Source organism: Roseburia yibonii (genome assembly GCF_014297335.1).
GTDB classification, from domain to species: domain Bacteria; phylum Bacillota; class Clostridia; order Lachnospirales; family Lachnospiraceae; genus Roseburia_D; species Roseburia_D yibonii.
The window spans coordinates 193412-215547 of the sequence record NZ_JACOQH010000004.1 but is presented as its reverse complement, the minus strand read 5'-3'; the positions used below and the strand labels follow the sequence as shown (position 1 = coordinate 215547).

General features: G+C 48.0%; 22 protein-coding genes. 19 read left to right on the top strand and 3 right to left on the bottom strand.

All coding sequences use genetic code 11. The annotated features are described in order from the left end of the window. The first annotated feature begins 53 nt into the window (after nucleotides 1-53). Nucleotides 54-833 (top strand): YdcF family protein, encoded by a 780-nt coding sequence (locus tag H8Z76_RS07690; protein ID WP_186982139.1) that lies wholly within the window; start codon nucleotides 54-56, stop codon nucleotides 831-833. 95 nt (nucleotides 834-928) lie between these two features. Here the strand turns inward: H8Z76_RS07690 and pckA are convergent, their stop codons facing one another. Continuing rightward, nucleotides 929-2533, bottom strand: a complete 1605-nt coding sequence (gene pckA, locus H8Z76_RS07685; RefSeq protein WP_022515916.1) for a phosphoenolpyruvate carboxykinase (ATP) — start codon at nucleotides 2531-2533, stop codon at nucleotides 929-931. A 279-nt stretch (nucleotides 2534-2812) separates the two neighbouring features. Here pckA and H8Z76_RS07680 point away from each other — a divergent pair, with 279 nt between their 5' ends. The 9 genes from H8Z76_RS07680 to H8Z76_RS07640 are packed head-to-tail and all read left to right on the top strand — an operon-like array spanning nucleotide 2813 to nucleotide 11645. Beyond that, nucleotides 2813-3577, top strand: a complete 765-nt coding sequence (locus tag H8Z76_RS07680; RefSeq protein ID WP_147619437.1) for a nucleotide-binding protein — start codon at nucleotides 2813-2815, stop codon at nucleotides 3575-3577. Next, on the top strand, nucleotides 3574-4836 hold the full coding sequence (locus tag H8Z76_RS07675) for a nitrogenase component 1 (RefSeq protein WP_186982137.1): 1263 nt from the start codon (nucleotides 3574-3576) through the stop codon (nucleotides 4834-4836). The genes H8Z76_RS07680 and H8Z76_RS07675 overlap by 4 nt, the downstream gene beginning before the upstream one ends. Further along, the gene (locus tag H8Z76_RS07670) at nucleotides 4833-5984 is read left to right on the top strand and encodes a nitrogenase component 1 (protein ID WP_186982135.1); all 1152 of its coding nucleotides are present in this window, start codon (nucleotides 4833-4835) and stop codon (nucleotides 5982-5984) included. The genes H8Z76_RS07675 and H8Z76_RS07670 overlap by 4 nt, the downstream gene beginning before the upstream one ends. Before the next feature lie 48 nt (nucleotides 5985-6032). After that, nucleotides 6033-7211, top strand: coding sequence for an ABC transporter substrate-binding protein (locus H8Z76_RS07665; RefSeq protein WP_243240475.1), 1179 nt, complete (start codon nucleotides 6033-6035; stop codon nucleotides 7209-7211). A gap of 12 nt (nucleotides 7212-7223) precedes the next feature. After that, nucleotides 7224-8246, top strand: coding sequence for a FecCD family ABC transporter permease (locus tag H8Z76_RS07660; RefSeq protein ID WP_186982133.1), 1023 nt, complete (start codon nucleotides 7224-7226; stop codon nucleotides 8244-8246). Further along, nucleotides 8243-9028 carry an ABC transporter ATP-binding protein gene (locus H8Z76_RS07655; protein ID WP_186982131.1) on the top strand — a complete coding sequence of 262 codons (786 nt, stop codon included), beginning with the start codon at nucleotides 8243-8245 and terminating at the stop codon, nucleotides 9026-9028. Before H8Z76_RS07660 ends, H8Z76_RS07655 begins: the two co-directional genes overlap by 4 nt. Before the next feature lie 32 nt (nucleotides 9029-9060). Next, complete coding sequence (locus H8Z76_RS07650) at nucleotides 9061-9750, top strand: GTP-binding protein (protein ID WP_186982130.1); 690 nt, start codon at nucleotides 9061-9063, stop codon at nucleotides 9748-9750. Further along, nucleotides 9710-10765, top strand: a complete 1056-nt coding sequence (locus H8Z76_RS07645; RefSeq protein WP_186982127.1) for an ATP-binding cassette domain-containing protein — start codon at nucleotides 9710-9712, stop codon at nucleotides 10763-10765. The genes H8Z76_RS07650 and H8Z76_RS07645 overlap by 41 nt, the downstream gene beginning before the upstream one ends. Beyond that, entirely contained in the window at nucleotides 10725-11645 is a 921-nt protein-coding gene (locus H8Z76_RS07640) for an ABC transporter substrate-binding protein (RefSeq protein WP_186982125.1), read from the top strand. Before H8Z76_RS07645 ends, H8Z76_RS07640 begins: the two co-directional genes overlap by 41 nt. Here H8Z76_RS07640 and H8Z76_RS07635 read toward each other — a convergent pair. Beyond that, a complete protein-coding gene (locus H8Z76_RS07635; protein ID WP_022515927.1) occupies nucleotides 11620-11895 on the bottom strand; it encodes a membrane protein in 276 nt (91 codons plus the stop codon). The genes H8Z76_RS07640 and H8Z76_RS07635 overlap by 26 nt on opposite strands. Further along, on the bottom strand, nucleotides 11892-12323 hold the full coding sequence (locus H8Z76_RS07630; protein WP_186982123.1) for a MarR family winged helix-turn-helix transcriptional regulator: 432 nt from the start codon (nucleotides 12321-12323) through the stop codon (nucleotides 11892-11894). The genes H8Z76_RS07635 and H8Z76_RS07630 overlap by 4 nt, the downstream gene beginning before the upstream one ends. Before the next feature lie 220 nt (nucleotides 12324-12543). Between H8Z76_RS07630 and H8Z76_RS07625 the strand changes: the two genes are divergently transcribed. The 9 genes from H8Z76_RS07625 to H8Z76_RS07585 all read left to right on the top strand — a co-directional run bounded on the left by H8Z76_RS07625 (nucleotide 12544) and on the right by H8Z76_RS07585 (nucleotide 21681). Continuing rightward, nucleotides 12544-13182 carry a TetR/AcrR family transcriptional regulator gene (locus H8Z76_RS07625; RefSeq protein ID WP_186982121.1) on the top strand — a complete coding sequence of 213 codons (639 nt, stop codon included), beginning with the start codon at nucleotides 12544-12546 and terminating at the stop codon, nucleotides 13180-13182. Between the two features lie 92 nt (nucleotides 13183-13274). Further along, nucleotides 13275-14513, top strand: coding sequence for an MFS transporter (locus tag H8Z76_RS07620; RefSeq protein ID WP_186982119.1), 1239 nt, complete (start codon nucleotides 13275-13277; stop codon nucleotides 14511-14513). Beyond that, entirely contained in the window at nucleotides 14510-16753 is a 2244-nt protein-coding gene (locus H8Z76_RS07615) for an FtsX-like permease family protein (protein WP_186982117.1), read from the top strand. The genes H8Z76_RS07620 and H8Z76_RS07615 overlap by 4 nt, the downstream gene beginning before the upstream one ends. A gap of 3 nt (nucleotides 16754-16756) precedes the next feature. Then, nucleotides 16757-17509, top strand: coding sequence for an ABC transporter ATP-binding protein (locus H8Z76_RS07610; RefSeq protein ID WP_186982115.1), 753 nt, complete (start codon nucleotides 16757-16759; stop codon nucleotides 17507-17509). Nucleotides 17510-17590: 81 nt separating this feature from the next. Continuing rightward, nucleotides 17591-18184, top strand: coding sequence for a TetR/AcrR family transcriptional regulator (locus H8Z76_RS07605; RefSeq protein WP_186982113.1), 594 nt, complete (start codon nucleotides 17591-17593; stop codon nucleotides 18182-18184). A gap of 89 nt (nucleotides 18185-18273) precedes the next feature. Then, complete coding sequence (locus H8Z76_RS07600) at nucleotides 18274-19122, top strand: ABC transporter ATP-binding protein (RefSeq protein ID WP_186982111.1); 849 nt, start codon at nucleotides 18274-18276, stop codon at nucleotides 19120-19122. A gap of 13 nt (nucleotides 19123-19135) precedes the next feature. Further along, entirely contained in the window at nucleotides 19136-19828 is a 693-nt protein-coding gene (locus tag H8Z76_RS07595; RefSeq protein WP_186982109.1) for a fluoroquinolone export ABC transporter permease subunit, read from the top strand. A gap of 1 nt (nucleotide 19829) precedes the next feature. After that, nucleotides 19830-20594, top strand: coding sequence for an ABC transporter permease (locus H8Z76_RS07590; protein ID WP_186982107.1), 765 nt, complete (start codon nucleotides 19830-19832; stop codon nucleotides 20592-20594). A 1-nt stretch (nucleotide 20595) separates the two neighbouring features. Further along, nucleotides 20596-21681 carry an acyltransferase family protein gene (locus H8Z76_RS07585; protein ID WP_186982105.1) on the top strand — a complete coding sequence of 362 codons (1086 nt, stop codon included), beginning with the start codon at nucleotides 20596-20598 and terminating at the stop codon, nucleotides 21679-21681. The last annotated feature ends 455 nt before the right edge of the window (nucleotides 21682-22136 follow it).

Sequence of the window (22136 nt, the reverse complement as noted above, 5' to 3'; positions counted from 1 at the left end):
TCTCAGGCCGCGGGAACTGTTACAGGAAAAGAGATCGGAAGCGGAGGAGAGAAATGCGACGGACGGTTTTTATGTGTATCGAACTTATATTTTTTTGTTGGTTCTTTTTGCCGCTTTTGCTGAAAGGAATCTTAAATGTCGGAAATTTCGCGGGGATGTGCCTGTCGGCACTGGCGTTTTTTTATACCGGCAAGCAGAAGTATGTGTCAGGCCTGTTATCCATGCTTCGGGAAAACAGGGGATTTTGCATTGCCGAGTGGGTGGTGCGGATCGCTGCTGTGGCAGTATGTCTGCTTCTTGCCGTTTCCGCAGTGCGCATTGCGGCGGCAGGATACAAAAAAGCGCCGGATCCGGCGACACCGGTCATCGTGCTTGGATGTAAAGTGAAGGGGACACGTCCGAGCAGGATCTTACAGGAGCGGCTGGATGCGGCAGATGCCTATCTTTCCACACACCCGGAAGCGTCCTGCGTGCTTTCCGGCGGACAGGGAGCGGACGAGGAGATCTCTGAGGCTTCCTGCATGTACGCGTATCTAAGAGAGAAAGGGATCGAAGAGAACCGTCTGATCCTGGAGGACCGGTCAGTCTCGACGGCGGAAAATATGGCGTTTTCCAGACAGATTTTTGAAGCGCGCGGGATGGGAGAGAAAGCGGTCATTATCACCAGCGAATTTCACGAGTACCGCGCGCGGATGCTGGCAGAAGCGTGTGGATTTACGACTTACGCCTATGGTGCATCCACAGATCTTTTGTATTTCCCAACGTATTTTTTGCGGGAAGTGCTCGGGGTGTCCTATTATACGGTGCAGGATGTCGTGACATCGGGAAAGTAACAGCGGGAAACTGGCAGGAAGAAAAGGGCAGAAAGAAAAAAACGGATGTGAAAAATTTCACATCCGTTTTTTGATGATCGTTTATCCGAACAGATTTATTTCTGAGGACCAGCTGCAACAAGAGCTTTTCCTGCGTCATTTCCTTCGTATTTTGCAAAGTTCTTGATGAATCTGTCTGCAAGATCAAGTGCTTTCTTCTCCCACTCGGAAGCATCAGCATAAGTATCACGCGGGTCAAGAATACCAGCGTCTACACCAGGAAGTTCTGTCGGAACTTCGAAGTTGAAGTATGGGATGGTCTTGGTCGGAGCATTTAAGATCGCACCGCTTAAGATCGCATCGATGATACCACGGGTATCTTTGATGGAGATACGTTTTCCGGTTCCGTTCCATCCGGTGTTTACAAGGTAAGCCTTAGCGCCGCTCTTTTCCATCTTCTTAACAAGCTCTTCTGCGTATTTGGTCGGATGCAGTTCCAGGAATGCCTGGCCGAAGCAAGCAGAGAAAGTAGGAGTCGGCTCTGTGATTCCACGCTCGGTACCTGCAAGTTTTGCGGTGAAACCGGACAGGAAGTAGTACTGTGTCTGTTCCGGAGTTAAGATAGATACCGGAGGAAGTACGCCGAATGCATCTGCGGATAAGAAGATTACGTTCTTAGCTGCCGGTGCGGAAGAGATCGGGCGAACAATCTTTTCGATATGGTTGATCGGATAAGATACACGGGTGTTTTCGGTTACGCTCTTATCTGCGAAATCGATCTTTCCGTCTGCGTCGAGTGTTACGTTCTCAAGAAGAGCGTTACGTTTGATCGCATTGTAGATATCCGGTTCAGAATCCTTGTCCAGGTTGATAACCTTTGCGTAGCATCCACCTTCGAAGTTGAATACACCGTTGTCATCCCAGCCGTGCTCGTCATCACCGATCAGAAGACGCTTCGGGTCTGTGGAAAGAGTAGTCTTACCGGTACCGGAAAGACCAAAGAAGATAGCGGTATTTTCACCGTTCATATCAGTGTTTGCGGAGCAGTGCATGGAAGCGATGCCCTTAAGCGGCAGATAGTAGTTCATCATGGAGAACATACCTTTTTTCATTTCTCCGCCGTACCATGTATTGATGATAACCTGTTCACGGCTTGTGATGTTGAATACAACAGCGGTTTCAGAATTTAAGCCTAATTCTTTGTAGTTTTCAACTTTTGCCTTGGAAGCGTTGTAAACAACGAAATCCGGCTCGAAGTTCTCAAGTTCTTCTGCAGTCGGTTTGATGAACATGTTGGTAACAAAGTGTGCCTGCCATGCAACTTCAACGATAAAACGGATAGCCATGCGGGTATCTTTGTTTGCGCCGCAGAATGCGTCTACAACGAAAAGTCTCTTATTAGAAAGCTCTTTTAAAGCGATGTCCTTTACTGCTTTCCATGCTTCCGGAGTAGCTTTATGGTTATCATTCTTATATTCATCAGAAGTCCACCATACGGTATCTCTGGAATTGTCATCTTCTACGATGAATTTGTCTTTCGGGGAACGACCGGTGTAGATACCTGTCATAACGTTGACAGCACCAAGTTCGCTGACCTGTCCTTTTTCAAAACCTTCCAGATCCGCTTTGGTCTCTTCTTCAAATAACATTTCGTAAGAAGGGTTGTACACAATTTCGGTGGTTCCGGAAATGCCATACTTGCTTAAATCAATTTTTGCCATCTTAATTTAACCTCTTTTCTTAAAAATTAGTAAATAAGTAATACCTTAAACTGCCCTTATCATAATTATTATACATTATTGGGTTATAAAATCAACAAAAAATCGAGGGCATTTTTTCATTTATCTGAAATCAGATATTTTCCCGGAAGTAAATGAGATTTTTTATCGCGGAAACAGATTGACAGAGAGTGTCTTTATCACTAGAATATGCAAAGTAAGGCTAAACTAACCAAAAATAATACAAACTAACCAGAAGCAACAAAAAAGAGGAAGAGAAGCATGAGAAAAATTGCAATTTACGGAAAGGGCGGAATCGGAAAGTCGACAACGACCTCCAATGTGGCGGCGGCGTTTTCGGATCTGGGATACCGGGTATTACAGATCGGCTGCGACCCAAAGGCGGATTCCACCAAAAACCTGACAGCAGGAAAACGGATCACATCGGTTTTGGATGCGATCAAGGAAAAAGGCGATGACCTTGCAGTGGATGATGTGCTTTACCGCGGCTATGGAAATGTATGGTGCGTGGAAGCGGGAGGCCCGACACCGGGAATCGGATGTGCGGGAAGAGGGATCATCACGGCATTTGAAAAATTAGAGGAGCTTGAGGCTTATGATGTCTGTAAGCCGGACATCATTTTATATGATGTGCTTGGTGACGTGGTTTGTGGCGGTTTCGCCATGCCGATCCGCGGCGGTTACGCGAAGGATGTCGTCATCGTGACATCGGGAGAAATGATGTCCTTATATGCGGCTTCCAACATTGCGAGCGCAGTAAAGAACTTCGGAAAAAGAGGTTATGCGCATTATGCGGGAGTGATCTTAAATTCCAGAAATGTTCCGGATGAGGAAAATACGGTAAGAAAAGCGTTAAAAGAGATCGGCGGAGACATTATCTACACGCTGCCGAGGGACAGTGCGGTCCAGGAAGCGGAAAACCAGGGAAAAACAGTGGTGGAAGCGCTGCCGGAATCACACATGGCGGAGTGCTACCGGAATCTGGCAAAACAGATCTTAGAAGTGACGACGGAGGACGAGGAATGATGAATGGCTGCGACTGTTACGGAGAAAAAACACTTCATTATGTATCTGCCGCGCACGGCGGATGGGGGATCGTGCGGATCGCCGCACAGGTTCCGGAGAGCCATCAGTTATTTGTATGCCCGTTTGCCTGCGGGCGCCATGGAGCGCTCGGCGGTGAGATGAACGGGATCAAAGACCGGATCTCCTATCTCTTTATCACGGAAGCGGATATTGTTTCCGGTGAATTTGAAGAGCTGATCGTAGATGGAGTAAACGAGCTGTTTGAGGCGCTGGAAAAGCAGCCGAAAGTGCTGTTTGTTTTTACGGCGTGTCTGGATGACCTGCTTGGAACAGATCATGAACCGATCTTAAAGCGGCTTGGGGAACTCTATCCGGATACCCATTTCAGACATTGTACGATGAATCCGATTTCGCTGGATACGACGCTGCCGCCGGGAATCACGGTGCAGATCAATATGTACAGTCTCTTGGAGCTGGCGCCGGAGCGAAAAAAGCAGGTAAATCTGCTCGGATGCAATGTCCCGCAGAAAGAGACGGATGATATCCGCACGGTACTGCAGCAGGCGGGCTATGAACTTGGCGTTCTTTCCGCGTGCCGGGACTATGCGGAATTTGAAGAAATGGCAAAGGCGGAGTTGAACCTTGTGATCTCGCCGGTCGTACTTGCGGCGGCAAAGAAAATGGAAAAGAAGTTAGGAATTCCATGGCTGAGACATCTGAGAAGCTATCGGCTGGACGAGATCGATGAGATGTATGCCGAACTTTCGAAACAGCTGAATACCGATCTTACGGAAGCGGCGGCAGAGTTTCGCAAAAAAGCAGAGGAAAAGATAACAGAAACGCTTGCTGTGATCGGCGATTATCCGGTTGCCGTGGATTATCAGGCGGTATTAAGACCTTTTAATCTGGCGCTCGCCCTGACGGAATACGGATTTAAAGTCGGTCTGGTCGCAAGCAATGGGATCCCGGCTTTTGAAAAGGAAAGTGCAAAAAAACTAAAAGAGATGGTGCCGGATGTTGTGTTTACAGATCCGATGCATCCGCAGTCGGTGCAGTATCCGCATGAAGGCGAAGAATATCTTTGCATCGGTTTTGACTGCGGATATATCACAAAATCCAAAAAACTGGTCGAACTGGTTGAGGATGAGGGACTGTTTGGTTATTCCGGTGTCATGGAACTGATGAACCGGATGCAGGATGCGTTCCTGACCAAAGCGGATGTAAATAAAATGATCGAGGGGGCGGGACTGATAATATGAGCAGACTATGTATTGATTTACCACCTTTTGCACCGGACTATTCCGGCGCCGCATCTGCATTTTTTGATCTGGGCGGCATTATCGTGATGCATGACGCGTCCGGCTGTACCGGAAATTATACCGGTTATGACGAGCCGAGATGGATCGGTTCCAAGTCGGCGGTGTTCTGTTCCGGACTGCGCAGGATCGATGCGGTTATGGGAAATGACGAGGCGTACATCAAAAGAACGGTGGATGCCGCAAATATCTTAAATCCGAAGGTGATCGCCTATCTGGGAAGCCCGGTGCCGATGGTGATCGGTATCGACCTGGAGGGGATGGCGTATGAGACGGAGAATATGACAGGGGTTCCGAGCTTCGGGATCAGCACCACCGGAGAAAAATATTATGACAAAGGCGCGTCCGATGTTTTTGTAAAGCTGATCAAACGGTTTGCAAAAAAGCCGGTGAAAAAAGAGGACGGCGCGAAAAAAAGCGTGAACCTGCTTGGCATGATCCCGTTGGATGTCGGAAATACAGGAAACTGTAACCGCATCCTTACATTTGTAAGGGAAAACGGTTTTGAGATCACGGCAGACTTTGCAATGGGACTGTCGGTGGAACAGATTGAGAAATGCCCGTTGGCAGATCTTAATATTGTGGTATCGCGCTGCGGGCTTGAGGCTGCCAGATATCTGAAACGCAAGTATCAGATTCCTTATATCTGCGGGGTTCCGCTCGGAGATGGCGAAAATCTCTTAAAGAAGATAAGAGGAGAGCAGGAGGAAAAAGAACAGAAAAACTCCTGTTCGCGCAGGATACTGATCATCCATGAACAGATCATGGCAAATTCTCTCAGGGAAAAATTAGAAGAGAACGGATGCACCAATGTGACAGTCGCGTCTTTCTTCGGACTGGAAAAAGAACTGCAAAGAGCCGGGGATCTGCACTTAAAAGATGAAGCGATGACAAGAAAGATATTAAATAAGGAAGATTATGATGTCATTGTGGCGGATCCGGAGGTTAAAAAGCTGTTTCGGGAGAGACATCCTGTGTTTTTTGCATTGCCGCATGCGGCGGTGTCAAGCAAAGTCCACTGGAATGCATACCGGGAATATCTGGGAGATGACATGGAAGATTTTATAAAAGAGATAGCTTCTGTCTCATAATGAGGCAGTGCAAATAAAAAAGAGAGGAAGAAAAAAATGAGGAAAAGAATGAAAAAGTTAATCGCGATGCTCAGCGCGTCTGCAATGCTCGTCGCAAGTTTTGCGGGCTGCGGACAGACAGCAGCGGAGAGTGACACAAAGGAAGCATCTACACAGGCGGAGATCCAGACAGAGGAAGCGTCTACCATGCAGACAGCAGCCAATGACACGGATGGGGACACCAGAGTGATCGTGGATGATACCGGAGCAGAGGTAACACTGCCAAAGGAGATCCACCGGGTCGTTATTTCATCCATCCTGCCACTGCCATCTGTTTACTGCCTGTTTAAAGGATCCGCAGATGACGTGATCGGAATCCATCCGAGCTCCATGGCAGCAGCGGAAAACTCTTATCTGATCAACGTTTTCCCGGAACTTGAAAATGCGGATACCAGCTTCGTAGAAAACGGAGAAGTAAATATCGAGCGTCTGCTTGAGATGAAGCCGGATGTTGTATTCTATGCGGCAGCAAATACCGAAGAGCGTGAAATGTATGACAACGCCGGAATCCCGGCAGTTGGATTTTCTACCAGCAACGCAGGATATGACTGCGTGGAGACCTATGCGGACTGGATCGCCCTGCTCGGCCAGATCTACGGGGAAGAAGAAAAATCCAATGAGATCATCGAGTACGGCAGACAGGTAGCATCCGAAATCTCAGCAGTGACAACGGAGATTCCGGATGAGGACAAGCCGAAGGTGTTAGTTTTATTTAACTACAGTGATGGTGTGATCAAGACATCCGGCTCCGGATTCTTCGGACAGTACTGGATCGAAACAGCCGGCGGTATCAACGTGGCACAGGATCTGCAGGGAACACCGGAGATCAACATGGAACAGATTTATGAGTGGGATCCGGATATCATCCTGCTTACCAACTTTACTCCATATCAGCCGGATGACCTTTACAACAACACGATCGCACAGGATGACTGGAGCAATGTAACTGCAGTAAAGAACAAACAGGTATACAAATTCCCGCTTGGAATGTACCGCTGGTTCCCGCCTGCATCTGACACTCCGCTGGTATTAAAATGGCTGGCAAAGACCATTCAGCCGGAAGCATTTGCAGACATTGACATGGATCAGGAGATCAAAGATTACTATCAGAAATATTACAATGTAGAACTGACCGATGAAGATGTAGATACGATCTATCATCCGGCAAGCGCAGCAGCCGGACAGTAAGGAAGTTTATTTATGCAAAAAAAAGGAAAAAAGACAGCAGAAAACACAATTTTTTATATCATCCTTGGAATTTTGCCGTTTCTTGCGGCGCTGATCTGTCTGGGCATCGGCAGATATTCGATGTCGGTGTCAGAGACAGTGACAACGCTGTTTTCCAGATTTACAAATGCAAAAGTGGATAATACGGCATATACGGTCATCTTTAACGTCAGACTGCCGAGAATTATCCTTGCTGCAGTAGTTGGCGCAGGACTTTCCTGCGCCGGTGCAGCATTTCAGGGACTTTTTTCAAACCCGCTTGCAACGCCGGATACACTTGGAGTAGCGAGTGGAGCATCCTTTGGAGCGGTACTTGCCATGCTGATCGGCGGAAATATGATCGGCATACAGGGAATGGCACTGATCTTCGGTCTGATCTCCTGCCTGATCACATTTCTGATCGGGCGCAGCAGCAGACGTGGCAGCATTGTCATGATCGTGCTTGCCGGTCTTGTGGTGTCCTCGGTGTTTGAAGCACTGGTATCACTGATGAAATATGTGGCAGATCCGCAGGATGAACTGCCGGTCATCACTTACTGGCTGATGGGAAGCATGTCGAGGGCAAACTACAAAAATCTGGTGATGGGTATTCCGTTTATCGTGATCGGGATCATCATCATCTTTGCGCTGCGCTGGAGACTTAATATCTTATCGTTCAATGAAGATGAGGCGAGATCTCTTGGCGTGAATGTAAAGATCCTGCGGGTCGCATTTATCCTCGCGTCATCCATGATCACCGCGTCCTGTGTGTCCATGTGTGGACAGGTAGGCTGGGTAGGACTTTTAGTGCCGCATATTTCAAGAATGATGCGCGGAAACAATAACTGCAAGGTGATCCCGGTCAGCATCAGCCTGGGCGCATTCTTTATGATTGTCATGGATACCTTTGCAAGGAGCGCAACCGCATCGGAGATCCCGATCTCTATTTTAACGGCGATCATCGGAGCACCGGTGTTTATCGTTCTGCTGAAAAAGACAGGAGGATCCTGGGCATGAGATTTGAAGTGAGAAATGGCAGTTTTGGCTATAAGAACAGAAAGATATTAAACGATATCAGTTTTTCCATTGAGGACGGTGAGATCCTTTCCGTACTTGGCTCTAACGGTGTGGGAAAGACAACGCTTTTAAAGTGCATGATGGGGCTGCTCCACTGGGAAAAGGGCGGCACCTATATCGATGATGTGGAACTTTCACAGATCAAACAGAAAGAAGTATGGCAGAAGATCGCCTATGTGCCGCAGGCAAAAGGCTCCACCTTCGGATTTTCGGTACTGGACATGGTCATGTTTGGAAGAAGCGCGCATCTTGGCACTTTTTCACAGCCGACCAAAGAGGACCGTGAGATCGCGGAGCAGGCTCTGGAGGATCTTGGAATCACTTATTTAAAAGATAAGATCTGTTCCGAAATGAGTGGTGGAGAACTGCAGATGGTTCTGATCGCGCGGGCGCTGACGATCCATCCGAATATGTTGGTTTTGGATGAGCCGGAATCCAACCTGGATTTTAAGAATCAGCTCATTATCTTGGAGACCATTGAAAAACTGGCGAGGGAAAAGAATATCTCGGCGATCGTAAACACACATTATCCGGATCATGCGTTAAAGATCTCAAACAAGGCGCTGATCCTAAACCGCGATGGCACGAATTTTTATGGAAATGCGGCAGAGGTCATTAACGAGCCGAACATGGAAAAATCGTTTTCCGTGCGTGTCCATATTGATAATTTTACGCTGGATGAACGTGAATACAACTGTGTGGTTCCGTTGAATCTGCTTTAAATTAGAAAAAGGAAAAGAAGAAAGGGAAGACCATGAGGGTAGTAACGTTTGCAGGCGCACATGCATGCGGAAAGACAGCCGTGATCATGAAGGCAGTGCAGAATCTAAAAGAGCAGGGCATCCATGCTGCGGTCATGAAGTTGGACTGTATTTCAAGTGAAGATGATAAGATCTATGAAAGGGCAGGCATTCCGACGGTTAAATATTTGTCCGGGAATACCTGCCCGGATCATTTTTTTGTGCAGTCCATCGAACAGGCCTATGCGTGGGCCAGAGAGCGCGGTGCGGATATGTTAGTTACGGAGAGCGCAGGGCTCTGTGGCAGATGCTCGCCGCATATCCGGGATATTCCGGCGGTCTGCGTGATCGACTGTCTGTCCGGAATCTCCGCACCGTTTAAGATCGGGCCGATGCTCTGGTACGCGGATTATGTCGTGATCACAAAGGGAGATCTGGTTTCCCCGACAGAGCGGGAGATCTTTCTTTACAATGTCAAAAAGGCAAACCGGAAAGCGCGTGTCTTTTTTGTAAATGGCTTAAACGGACAGGGAATTTATAAACTCGATCAGATTTTGCAGACAACCGGAGAAATACAGGCAATCACCGACAAGTATTTAAGATTTACCATGCCGGCTGCCGTCTGCACATACTGTGCGGGTCAGACAAAAGTAGGAGGAAATGATGCAGTCACCAGAATCAAAGCAGGAATGCTGGAAGAATGAGCTTGAAAATCTTCCGGCAGAACAGATCTGTACCAGATATACCGAAGTTTTGGAATTATTCAAACAGTTTGAAATTCCGGTCATTTATCCGGATGTGACGGTGAAAGAACTGATTGCGGCATTTCCGAATCATGTGTTCCGGGATCGCGGCACGACAAGGCAGGAACTCTATGAAAAAGTAAAAACCTGTATGGCAGACACCGGAGATACAAAGGACGAGACACCGGAAAAAATCGAGACGATCACCATTGTCGGCGGTCATGACAAAAACGGACAGGCGGAACAAAAAGAGGTCTGTCTTCACCGGGGTGAGGTCGTCTGTGTGGTCGGAAAGACCGGATCCGGAAAAACCCGATTTCTGGAGGATATTGAATATATTGCCGATGGGGATACCGTCACAGGGCGCAGGATCTGGATGAATGGCAGACCGGTCGGAGAAAAGCAGCGCGAGGCCTGGGAAAATCATTTCTGCGCGTATCTCTCCCAGACGATGAATTATGTGATGGAGCTGACCTGCGCGGAATTTCTGCAGATCCATATTTCCTGCCATACGCCGGAAAAAGAGAAAGAACGCGTGGAAGCACAGATCGACCGGATCCTCGCATGCGCGAATTCCATTGCGGGGGAACCGTTTACCAGAGAATCCTATATCACGCAGTTGAGCGGTGGACAGTCGAGAGCGCTGATGATCGCGGACATAGCCTATATATCCGACGCGCCGGTCGTTCTGATCGATGAACCGGAGAATGCCGGGATCGACTGCGAGGAAGTGATCCGTCTTCTGGCGGGAAAGGAAAAGATCGTGCTTATTTCCACACACGATCCGCTGATCGCGCTTTCCTGTGAAAAGAGGATCGTGATCCGCAACGGTGGGATCGCAAAGCTGCAGCAGCGCAGCGCGTGCGAGAAAGAATGGAAAGTGTATCTGGAAGAAGTAAACCAGAAAATGAAGATGATTCGGGGGAAAATACGGAATGGGGAAAATATTATGGAACAGCCACAGGGCATCCTATGATCTGTGGGCGGATCTGCCCAGTCCGATCAAGACGACATTTCGCAACAGCTGTTACGAACAGATCAAAAAACTGTATCAGCAGACTGGCTATAAATATCAGGCGTATATCCCGGCGGAACCGGCGGGCGGAGCAGACGCGGAGGATATGATCATGAACATGCCGCTGCAAAAGATCCCGGGCGCATATCTTGCGATGGGATTTGGAGAGTGCGCGCACCGGAAATTCAAAGACCGCCTGCTGGTGCCGGAGGCATACTGCCACAGGGAGAATTACGCGTATTTTCCAGAAGTGATGGTCATAGATAAAAAGCGGCTTGGAAAACGAAAGCTGCCGGAGACCTACGAGGCGCTCACCGATGTTTCTTATCGTGGGGAGATCTGCCTGATCGGACAGATGGATGATATGGATCCGCTGATCCCGGTATATCTGTACCGGAAATTTGGGGAGAAAGCCGTGCGGGCATTTGTAGAAAATATAAATTGCTGTGCTGCGCCGATCGAGACGATCCGGCATATCGGAAAAGCGGGAAATACCTATGGCTCTGTTTTTGTGATGCCGTATTTGTTTGCGCAGATCTGTCTGGAAAATCCATACGCCAGGGTACAGATCCCCGCAGATGGCGCAGCGGCGGAAAACTTTATTTTGTTTTGTACAAAAGAAGCTTACCGGCAGGGCTGCACCAAAAACATATTAAACCAGGCACCCGTGCGCAGAGTTTTTGAAGAAAAGTATTTTCCGCTCTGTGATTCCCCGATGTTAAAGATCGATGCGGCGTGCAAAGACCGGGTGATTTGTGAGGAACTCGCAAGGGTTCGCACTATCATAAGGGATACCAGAAAACGGCAGGAACGTTTTAGCAAAGACGCAGCAGACTCTTGATCTGGAACGCACCGCGCAGGATCACAAACTGGAGCGCTACGAGCACGATGTGGAACAGGATCGTCGCTTTTCCCATTTCAAGTCCGGTGATACAGGTGATCGTGTAGGGGATCGAGCTGACCGGTGATACACCGAGGTTTGATTTTACCGACATGGATATGCCGAGTGTCATGATGAACAGGCCGATCAGATAGACGACCAGCCGGATCTTTATATTGTCATTTTTTTCTGTAACTTCTGTGTGGTTCAAAATAAATCTTCCTTTTTTAAATTACGGTATACAAGATCCAACATATGAAAAAAAGCTTCGCGGTCTTTGTCAGAAAAGCCGGAGAGAGCCATTTTATCGATCTTTTGGAACGTCTGTTCCACATGTAAAAGACGGGATCTGCCAAGTGGTGTCATGGAGACATAAAGAGAGCGGCGGTTGCCGTCTTTCATTTCGCGGTGGATCAGACCGCGGTCTTCCATGCGCCGTAAGATTCCGGTCACGGAGGCGGAATCCAGATCACATCCGTGCGCGATCGCCTTTTGTTCGCATGGCTCATGTTCCGCAAGAAATTCCAGGATTTTCGGTTCCCCGGGTTTCAGATCGGTTTCGTTTTTTAAATCCTGTACGATCATTTTCTGACAGCTCAAATGGCAGGCGCGCAGCCTGTAATGTAAAGAATCTTTCATAAAAGTACCGTTTGTGCCCTTTCTTTTAATTGCTTGCCTGCAAACAATTAGTATACAAACTATTTGCGGACAAATGATAATATGGCAGAAAACAGAAAAATGTCAAGAATAAAAGAAAAAATCAGTTTGACTTTTATCCGGGAACATGTTATATTACTTACCGACAAGCTGTCGGTTACAAAATCCGGTTTTGAACCGGGATAAAAGAAATGGTGAAAACATGCGGGTAGTAAAGGAAGCAGAAGAAAGAAAAAACGAGATCTTAGACGTGGCAGAGCGCCTTTTTGGAGAAAAAGGATTTGACAATACCAGTACGAACGATATCTTAGAAGAGATTGGGATCGCGCGCGGGACGCTGTATTATCATTTTAAGTCCAAAGAGGACATTTTGGATGCAATGATCGAACGGATGACCGAGCAGCTGCTTGCAAAGGCAACGGCGATCGCGGCAAAAAGCGAGATACCGATCTTACAGCGGATCACGCTTACGATCCTGGCGCTTAATGTGAACAACGAGGCGGGCCGGGAAGTCATGAAGCAGGTACATCGTCCGCAGAATGCCCTGATGCATCAGAAGCTGCAGGAAAAACTGCTAAGCGGGGTAAATCCCATAATGACCGGGCTTTTACTGGAAGGAATCGAGCAGGGGCTCTGTCATACGGATCATCCGGCGGAGGCAATCGAGATGGTCATGCTGTATTCCAACACCGCATTTGATGACCTCATGGAATACAGTGAGGCGGAAAGAGCAGAAAAGATCGATGCATTTATTTACAATACGGAGCGGCTGTTCGGTATGGAATGCGGCAGTATGCGGGATGTGATCCTGCCGGTCTTTGAAAAGAACGGATCATTATAATTTATGTAAGAGACAGGAACAGACATGGTTCCTTTCTTTTTTAAAACATTACCGACAGACTGACGGTCGAGAAAACAAGGAGGAGATGTAGAATGCAACATCAGAATAGTAATTTTAAAAAATTTTTGCTGCTGTGGTCGGGAGAGCTGGTCTCCGCAGTCGGCGGCGGGCTTACGAGCTTTGGACTGGGAGTCTATGTGTTCACACAGACAAACAGTGCCGCGAGCACAGCGCTTGTCACACTGTTAGCATTTCTGCCGACGTTATTGCTGAGCGTTCTGGCGGGCGTGCTTGCGGACCGGTATGACAGAAGAGTGCTTATGATGATCGGGGATGGCTGCTCGGCGATCGGCGTCCTTTACATACTGATTTGTATGCTGCGGGGAGGAGCGGCGCTCTATCAGATCTGTATCGGTGTGGTGATAAGTTCAGTCTTTTCCTCCTTGCTTGAGCCGTCCTACCGCGCAACCGTGACGGATCTTCTGACAAAGGAAGAATATTCCAGGGCAAGCGGGGTGATCAGCATCACGGGAAGCGCCAGATATCTGATCTCGCCGGTTCTTGCGGGGGCACTGCTCGCAGTCAGTGACATCAAGCTCCTGTTGGTGATCGACATCAGTACGTTCTTCCTCACAGTGACTTCAACGGCGGTCGTAAAAAGGGCGATCCATGAGTCGAAAAAAGAGAGCAGAGAATCGTTTGGGGAGAGTTTAAAAATCGGATTTCGCGCGATCACAGACAGAAAAGGCGTATTGATGCTGATTTTAGTATCCTCGGTGATCACCTGCTTTATGGGAGCTTTGCAGATCCTTGCGGAGCCGATGATCCTTGATTTTGCGGGAAGTGCCACGCTCGGAGCGGCAGAGACGCTCTGTGCCTCGGGAATGCTGGTATCCGGTGTGTTTCTCGGCGCGTGCGGGATCCGGAAAAATTATGTGAAGGTGCTTGTGACTGCCCTTATATTTGCAGGAATTGGCATGATCGGTTTTGGATTAAAGGAAAATGTGATCGTCATCTGCGTGTTCGGATTCCTCTTCTTTGCGGCGCTGCCGTTCGCAAACAACTGTCTGGATTATCTGGTTCGCACCAATATCCCGGATGAATTGCAGGGACGTGCCTGGGGCGTGATCGGATTTTTGTCGCAGATCGGTTATGTCGTGGCATATGGGATTTCCGGGATCGCTGCGGACGGGATCGCAAAGAAGATGGCGGTCGGCGTGGGAAGAGGCGCGGCAGTCGTGGTGATGGCGGCGGGGGTACTTCTTGTCGTGACGGCAGGATGCCTGTATCCGATCAGGAGTATCCGTGACCTGGAAAGGAGGAGCGCATGAGAAAAAGACTGATCTTAAACGATATCAGAAAAAACAGACTGTTTACCGCAGCAACGGTGGCATTTATGACGGTCTCCGCCATGCTGTTTGCTCTGACGGTGCTTTTATCCGTCTCCCTGCTGTCCTCGATCCAGACGCTGATGGAGCAGGCAGAGACACCGGATTTTTTACAGATGCATGCGGGAACTGTAAAGGAAGAAGAAATAAGTGCGTTCGCAGAGGCACACCCGGAGGTGGAAGACTGGCAGGTCATGCCTTTTTTAAATCTGGAAAACAGTAAGATCAGTCTGGGAGAGCATTCGCTGGCGGACAGTACACAGGATAATGGACTGTCCGTGCAGGGGCAGAGCTTTGACTATCTGGTCGATCTTACCAATGAACTTCCCAAAGTTTGGCCGGGTGAGGTCTTTGTCCCGATCTGTTACCGGGCACAGTATGAACTTGCGCCGGGCGATGTCATGCAGATCGGAAACCGGAAATTTACGATCGCCGGGTTTATCCGCGATTCCCAGATGAATTCCATGATGGCATCTTCCAAGCGCTTCCTGGTAAATGAAGCAGATTATGAAAGTATGCAAAAAGAGGGAACGGAGGAATATCTGATCGAATTCAGGCTGCATGAGGGAACGGATACCGGGGTGTTTGAAAATGCCTATAAGGAGGCAGGGCTTCCGGATAACGGACCCGCAGTCACAAAGCCGTTGATCCGCATGATGAACGCGTTGTCCGACGGGATGATGATCTTTGTCATTTTGTTGGTCAGTGTGGTGGCAGTCATTATATCCGTGATCTGCATCCGTTTTCTGCTGCTGACCCGAATGGAAAAGGAACGAAAGGAAATGGGAATGCTCCGGGCGATCGGCATGGCAAAGGGTCAGATCCGTGGACTCTGGTTTGCAAAGTATGTGGCGTTTTCCGTGGCGGGAGCATTGATTGGTCTTCTTCTGACCGGTCTGGCACAAAAGCCGCTGACCGCGCAGATGCAGGAATTGTATGGCGGCGTGGCGATCGGTGGTTGGACCATATTCGGAGCGGTACTCGCGGTGCTGCTGGCAGAGGGGATCCTGCTTCTTGCGGTACGGCGTATTTTAAAAAGAAAGGAACAACTGCCGGTGCTTTCCTGTCTGTATGATGTGCTGGAGCAAAAAAAGGGCAGGGAATACCGAAGTTATTTTCTGATCGCTGCGGTGGCGGCGGCATGCGCGTTTTTGATGCTGGTGCCGGCAAATCTGCATCACACGTTGGATTCGCCAGAGTTTGTGACTTATATGGGGATCGGAGATGCCGGACTCCGTATGGATATCCGGCAGACGGACGATATCGCGGGAGTGACAGCGCGGACGGCAGAGCAGCTTGCGGGAGATGCGGATGTAGAAAAGTATGTGGTGTTAAAAACGAGGTCGTATTCCATGGGTCTGCCGGATGGCAGTACGTCAGCACTTACGGTGGAAGAGGGCAATCACAATATATTTCCGGTCCGTAATGAAAAAGGAGAGGCACCGAAAGGAAAGGGACAGATCGCATTGTCTGCGCTGAATGCAAAAGAAACCGGTCTTACAGTCGGAGATTCTTTATTGCTCAATACGGAAAAAGGGGCAGAGAGATACACGGTGTGCGGGATCTATTCGGATATCACGAACGGAGGAAAAACAGCGAAGGCCTGCCGGATCGCGGATGAGAAAGCACCGGTTATGTGGAGCGTTTTTTATGTTTCCTTAAAGGATCATGTCTCAGAAAAAACATGGATAAACAAATATCAGCAGCCGGAGATCAAGGTAACAGACATTGCGGATTATGTGAAAGGAACATACGGGCAGACGCTAAAGGAGATCCGGCTGGCAGCGGTTGTGGCGACCGGCATATCGGCGGGGATCCTGTTTGTGGTGACAGCCCTGTTTCTGCGGCTGACCATAGAAAAGAACCGTTATGCCATTTCCTTAAAAAAAGCCATTGGATTTTGCAGCAGGGATATAAAAAGAAGTTACCGGATCCGTGGATTTCTGCCTGCATTCTTCGGGATCGTGACGGGGATCCTTTTCGGAAACACCTGCGGGGAAAAGCTGTGCGGAAGCATTTTAACTTCGTTTGGTGCAGAAGGATTTTCCTTTGTCACGGACTGGCGGATGGTGTGCTTTTTAATCCCTGTGACATTGTCGTTTGCGGCAGTGGCAGCAGTGGAAGCGGGAATATGGGAAATAAAGAATATCAGAGCATTTGAGTGCTGTATCGGAAAGGAGTAAGACATGAAAAAACTGCTTGAAGTAAAGAATTTATGCAAAGATGGGATCTTACACCGGGTTTCCTTTGCCGTGGAAGCCGGGGAGATGGTGGCGGTCATGGGGCCGTCCGGCTCCGGAAAGTCCACACTTTTATACAATATCGCGGGACTCGATCAGCCGACGGCGGGAGAGGTATGGCTGGACGGAACAGAGATCGCGGGTCTCCCAGAGGATGAAAAGGCGGCACTTCGGCTGCACCGGATGGGATTTGTGTTCCAGCAGATGAACATGCTTTCCAATCTGAACCTGATCGATAACATTTTACTGCCGGCGGTGCAGGCACAAAAAGGGAAAAGAAACAAAACCAGATCAAAGGATACGCTCATCCGGGACGTAAAAAACTGGATGAAAAAACTTTCCATCGAAGAACTGGCAGAGCGGGACATCGCGCAGGTGTCCGGCGGACAGCTGCAGCGCGCATGTATTTGCCGTAGTATGATAAACGCGCCAAAGATCCTGTTTGCGGATGAGCCGACCGGGGCACTTAACATGAGCGCGGCGGGAGAAGTCATGGATGAATTTGAGAGATTAAACAGTGCCGGGACAACGATCCTTATGGTGACACATGACAGCAGAGTGGCGGCAAGATGCGGGAGGATCCTGTATCTTTTAGATGGAAAGATCCGCGGGGAGTTAGAGCTTTCGGATCAAAAAAAGCAGACTGACATGGAACGGATGAAATGCGTCGAAGCATGGCTTGGGAAGATGGGCTGGTGAGAAGAAAAGGATTGACAGAGTGGATGTCCTGATTTATAATGACTAAAAATAATGGATTAGTCAAAAAAAGGAACAAATGGTATGCCAAAGTGTTATACAAACCAGGAAAAAGATGAGATTAAAAGACGGCTGATGGAAGAAGCCGGATATTGTATGGCGCAGTATGGGATCAAAAAAACGACCGTGGATGAGCTGGTAAAGCGGGTTGGGATTCCCAAAGGGACGTTTTATCTTTTTTATGAATCCAAGGAGCGCCTGCTGTGGGAAGTGATCCTTGTGGCGCATGAACAGATGGAGCGGGAAATGGCAGAGAAGGTGGCAGCGGTCGATCTCACAGGGGATACGCTCGATGCGCTCACAGATCTTTTCCTTGGATTTTATCAGATGGCGGAAGAGATGCCCGTCTTACAGATCTTAAATTCAGAGGAAATGAATCTTCTGACGAAAAAGATTCCGGCGGAGGAGATCGCGGCGCACCAAAAGGAAGATACCGTGGAAATAAGCCGGCTGTTTGCGCAGATCCCATTGTGTGAGGGTGTGGATATCGGCGCGGTAACGGCGGCATTTCATGCAATATATTTCGCAACGCTGGAGCGGGATAAAATAGCCCCGGAGGATTATGAGAAAGGGCTGCGCCTGCTGATTGGCGGCGTACTGATGCAGATATTAGCGTAAGAAACATAATTACAGTCAGATCTGGCTGTAATTATATTTTACCATTATTTTGACTAAAACACTAAAAACAGTCAGAAAGGAAGAGGATGATGATTCAGGTAGAACATTTGACCGTGGGATATGAGAGAGGAAAAAACATCATTACCGATATGAGTTTTTCTGTGAAAAAGGGTGAGATATTCGGTTTTCTCGGGTCGTCGGGAGCGGGGAAGAGTACATTGCAGAAAGTGCTGACCGGAATGCTGACCGGTTATGAGGGGAGCGCATCTGTTGCGGGTGTGGAGTGCCGGTGTTTTGACCGGGACTTTTATGAAAAGATCGGGGTTGATTTTGAATATTCAACGATGTACGAAAAACTGACGGCACGGGAAAATTTAAAGTTCTTTGGTTCTCTGTATAAAAACGGAACACGCGACATTGAAAAACTGCTTGACGCGGTAGGGCTGCTTGCGGACGCAGATAAACGTCTGGAGTCTTACTCAAAGGGCATGCGGTCAAGAGTGAATTTCATAAAGGCGATCCTGCATGACCCGGAAATCCTGTATCTGGATGAACCGACCAGCGGGCTGGATCCGGCAAACAGCAAAAAAATGAAAGAGCTGATCAAAGGGGAACAGAAACGTGGAAAAACGATCCTTTTAACCACACACAATATGCAGGATGCGACAGAGCTTTGTGACCGCGTCGCGTTTATTGTGAATGGAAAAATATGTGCGCTCGACAGTCCGCATCATCTGATCATGGAAAAAGGGGCGAAGAAGGTGACCTATACCTGGGAAGAACATGGGGAACAGACGGCGGAATGCAGGCTGGAAGAGATCGGAAACGAGCAAAAGCTGCTGGAACTGATCCGGGCAGGCAGACTGCGTTCCATCCACAGCAGTGAACCTACATTAAATGATATATTTGTAGAACTTACCGGAGAAAGTCTGGGATAAAGGAGAAAAGAGGATGAGCAGAGTTTTGGGAATTATAAAAAATGATATGTATTTTCAGAGAAGGACGGGAATCTATCTGCTGTATCTGATGCTTACGATCCTGTATCTGGCAGTTTTGCATGCGGTCCCGGCGGACTTAAAAAAAGTAGTGGCAGAACTTTTGATCTTTACCGATCCGGCGGCAATGGGACTGTATTTTATGGGGGCGATCCTTTTGCTGGAGAGAAGTCAGCATCTGGAGCGCGCAATTTTTGTTTCTCCGGTCAGAATCCGGGAATATGTGGCGGGAAAGGCAGTTTCCCTTGGCGTCATTGCAACAGTGGCAGCCCTGATCCTGCAGCTTTCGGTGGATCGAAGCGGGCTGACGGTCGGGTATTTTTGCGGAGTTGTTTTTTCGGAAATGATCTTCTCATTTTTCGGGCTGATTGTCGCGACAAAGATCCGGGATCTGAATCAGTTTGTGCTTGCCACAGTCCCGATAGAACTGGCAGGTTTTGTGCCGGTGATCTTTTCCATCTCAGGGATTAGACAAAGCGTATTGGCTTATTATCCTACGGTGATCTGTTTTCATCTGATCGGTGGAGAAAAAATAAACGGAGTCCAGTGGCTGGAAGTGGCCGCACTCACATTGTTACTTGCGGTGGCAGCGGAAAACAGTGTCAGAAAACTGTGGTATGGATGCAGCGGGAAAAAGGGAGAAAGATAAGATGGAAATTTACTGGAAAAGTTTTAAACAGATGTTTGATGTCTTAAAAAAAGATAAGATGCTGCTTGCGGCTTGCATTGCACCGGTTCTTGCGGGAGTTTTGTTCCGTTTTGGCGTGCCGCGCCTGGAGCAGGCGTTGTGTGCAGGGCTTCATCGGAGCGTGTGTATTTCCCCATATTATGCGCTCATTGATATTGCTTATGTTATGATCGCACCGATCCTGCTGTGTTTTTCTGCCGTCATGCTTCTCTTGGATGAACGGGATGAAAAGATCGTGAATGCCTTTTTGGTAACGCCTTTGATGAAAAGGGGCTATCTGATCTCAAGAATGGGATTCCCGGCGGCTGCGGCGTTTGTGTGTACGCTTGTGTTGCTTCCGCTGTTTCGCCTGACTTCCATTTCACTGCAAATGACAGGAGTGCTCGCATTTGCGGGAACCCTGCAGGGCATATGGATCGCGGCTCTGATCTTAAAATTTTCAAAAAACCGCCTGGAAGGGATGGCAGTCTGTAAAATAGCGACACTGACCATTTTGGGGGCGGCGATCCCGTTCGTGATCCGGGGCAGAGAAAAATACTTTTTTGCCTGGCTGCCGTCATTCTGGATGGGAAATGGAATGCTGTCTGGCAGTGAAAAAGAGGTGGTCGTTTCGATCAATGTTTTCCTTGTGTGGATTTTTGTGGTATCCTATACAAAGGATGTGGACGGAATCTCTTTGTTTGGAGATAGCTTACCTATAGGAAAAAGAAGGGGAGAAGAAAGATAAGATGCGACAAAGAAGGCATGACATTGACAATTTAAGGACGTTTTGCATTTTGCTTCTGGTTCCTTATCATGCGGCAATGGCATTTAACTGCTGGGGAGAGGCAAATTATGTATGGTTTGGCGAGAGCAGGACCTTGAGTGCTTTCGTCACCTTTGTTTCACCCTGGTATATGGCGGCATTGTTTCTGGCGGCAGGTTTAAGCGCACGGTTTTCCCTGCAAAAACGTGGAATGACGGGCTATGTGAAAGAGCGGATAAAAAAGCTTTTGATCCCGTTGGCAGCAGGATTATTTACCGTTGTCGCGGCACTTACCTATTATGCGGACCGCTGGCATAACGGATACGCCGGAAATTTCTTCTCCCACTACCGGATCTTTGTTACGAAGATCACGGATCTGACCGGATATGACGGAGGATTTACACCGGGGCATCTGTGGTTTTTACTGTATCTGTTCCTCATCAGCATGCTGGCGCTTGGGATATCAAAATTGCAGGAAAAGTTTTTAAAACAGGTACATTGGAATACGCCGTCCGTGTGGAAAGTCTGGCTGCTCGGTCTGCTCCCGGTCAATGGAAAGCCGGTGCTTGATATAGGCGGAAAGAGTATCGGTGCGTATCTGGCGTTTTTTCTTATCGGGTACTATGTATTTTACCGGGAAGATGTCACAGCAGTTTTGCAAAAATATTTCCCGCTTCATTTGGTGATCTTTCTGATCGCAGATCTTTTCAATGTCTATCTGTTCTGTTATTGCAAAGATCTGCATGCGGCCATGAATACGGTGTGCATGTTTGTGGCGCAGTGGTTTGGAATTCTTACTGCGGTTGGATTCTTTTCAAAATTTTTGGATTTTTCAAATGAACGGACAGCATTTCTTTGCAAAAATTCGTTCGCTTTTTATATCTTGCATTTTGTATTTCTTGTGGCGGCACAGTTTTGTTTCAGCAGATATACGAGCAGTACGGTACTTCTTTTTCTGGTGCCATGTGTGGTGGCGTATCTGATTACGTTTTTGTGCTGCGTGCTGTTTTCACGGATGAAAAAGTGGGTGTCCGGCGGAGCAGGTAAAAGAGATGGCGTGAAAAAGTGAAAATAGAAGATGGTGGGAATGTGCCTGAAAACAGGATGTATGAGGAAATAAGGATCAGATGTGGAAACGTCTGGTTCTTATTTTTTTGGAAAATATGAGGCGGGAGTGGGACTTCTCTGGGGTAAAAAATAGAGTGGGTGGTTGTCGAAAATTGACGGAAAGATGGCGTTGTGGGGGAAAGAAGGGGGGATTATAATTAGATTAGGAACTTAAAATGGAAGTAGCATTGCTGATACTTTGTATCTTGGAATAGCGTAAAAATGCTGCAAGATACCGTGAAATAGATCAATTGATTTCAATAAAGTAATTGAGAATTATGCATCGTAAAAGTGTGATTAATTGAGAAAACAGCTATGAAACTGTATGAGAAGTCTATCAATTTTTGTCAGAAAAATTGTAGTAAAAATATTGTCTAGATGAAGATGAAATCAACTGTCCATTGACGAGTTGTTCTA

Bases quoted from the DNA above. Each gene is read 5' to 3' on its own strand.
- H8Z76_RS07690 (WP_186982139.1), top strand. From the start codon at position 54: ATGCGACGGACGGTTTTTATGTGTATCGAACTTATATTTTTTTGTTGG.
- pckA (WP_022515916.1), bottom strand. From the start codon at position 2,533: ATGGCAAAAATTGATTTAAGCAAGTATGGCATTTCCGGAACCACCGAA.
- H8Z76_RS07680 (WP_147619437.1), top strand. From the start codon at position 2,813: ATGAGAAAAATTGCAATTTACGGAAAGGGCGGAATCGGAAAGTCGACA.
- H8Z76_RS07675 (WP_186982137.1), top strand. From the start codon at position 3,574: ATGATGAATGGCTGCGACTGTTACGGAGAAAAAACACTTCATTATGTA.
- H8Z76_RS07670 (WP_186982135.1), top strand. From the start codon at position 4,833: ATGAGCAGACTATGTATTGATTTACCACCTTTTGCACCGGACTATTCC.
- H8Z76_RS07665 (WP_243240475.1), top strand. From the start codon at position 6,033: ATGAAAAAGTTAATCGCGATGCTCAGCGCGTCTGCAATGCTCGTCGCA.
- H8Z76_RS07660 (WP_186982133.1), top strand. From the start codon at position 7,224: ATGCAAAAAAAAGGAAAAAAGACAGCAGAAAACACAATTTTTTATATC.
- H8Z76_RS07655 (WP_186982131.1), top strand. From the start codon at position 8,243: ATGAGATTTGAAGTGAGAAATGGCAGTTTTGGCTATAAGAACAGAAAG.
- H8Z76_RS07650 (WP_186982130.1), top strand. From the start codon at position 9,061: ATGAGGGTAGTAACGTTTGCAGGCGCACATGCATGCGGAAAGACAGCC.
- H8Z76_RS07645 (WP_186982127.1), top strand. From the start codon at position 9,710: ATGCAGTCACCAGAATCAAAGCAGGAATGCTGGAAGAATGAGCTTGAA.
- H8Z76_RS07640 (WP_186982125.1), top strand. From the start codon at position 10,725: ATGGGGAAAATATTATGGAACAGCCACAGGGCATCCTATGATCTGTGG.
- H8Z76_RS07630 (WP_186982123.1), bottom strand. From the start codon at position 12,323: ATGAAAGATTCTTTACATTACAGGCTGCGCGCCTGCCATTTGAGCTGT.
- H8Z76_RS07625 (WP_186982121.1), top strand. From the start codon at position 12,544: ATGCGGGTAGTAAAGGAAGCAGAAGAAAGAAAAAACGAGATCTTAGAC.
- H8Z76_RS07620 (WP_186982119.1), top strand. From the start codon at position 13,275: ATGCAACATCAGAATAGTAATTTTAAAAAATTTTTGCTGCTGTGGTCG.
- H8Z76_RS07615 (WP_186982117.1), top strand. From the start codon at position 14,510: ATGAGAAAAAGACTGATCTTAAACGATATCAGAAAAAACAGACTGTTT.
- H8Z76_RS07610 (WP_186982115.1), top strand. From the start codon at position 16,757: ATGAAAAAACTGCTTGAAGTAAAGAATTTATGCAAAGATGGGATCTTA.
- H8Z76_RS07605 (WP_186982113.1), top strand. From the start codon at position 17,591: ATGCCAAAGTGTTATACAAACCAGGAAAAAGATGAGATTAAAAGACGG.
- H8Z76_RS07600 (WP_186982111.1), top strand. From the start codon at position 18,274: ATGATTCAGGTAGAACATTTGACCGTGGGATATGAGAGAGGAAAAAAC.
- H8Z76_RS07595 (WP_186982109.1), top strand. From the start codon at position 19,136: ATGAGCAGAGTTTTGGGAATTATAAAAAATGATATGTATTTTCAGAGA.
- H8Z76_RS07590 (WP_186982107.1), top strand. From the start codon at position 19,830: ATGGAAATTTACTGGAAAAGTTTTAAACAGATGTTTGATGTCTTAAAA.
- H8Z76_RS07585 (WP_186982105.1), top strand. From the start codon at position 20,596: ATGCGACAAAGAAGGCATGACATTGACAATTTAAGGACGTTTTGCATT.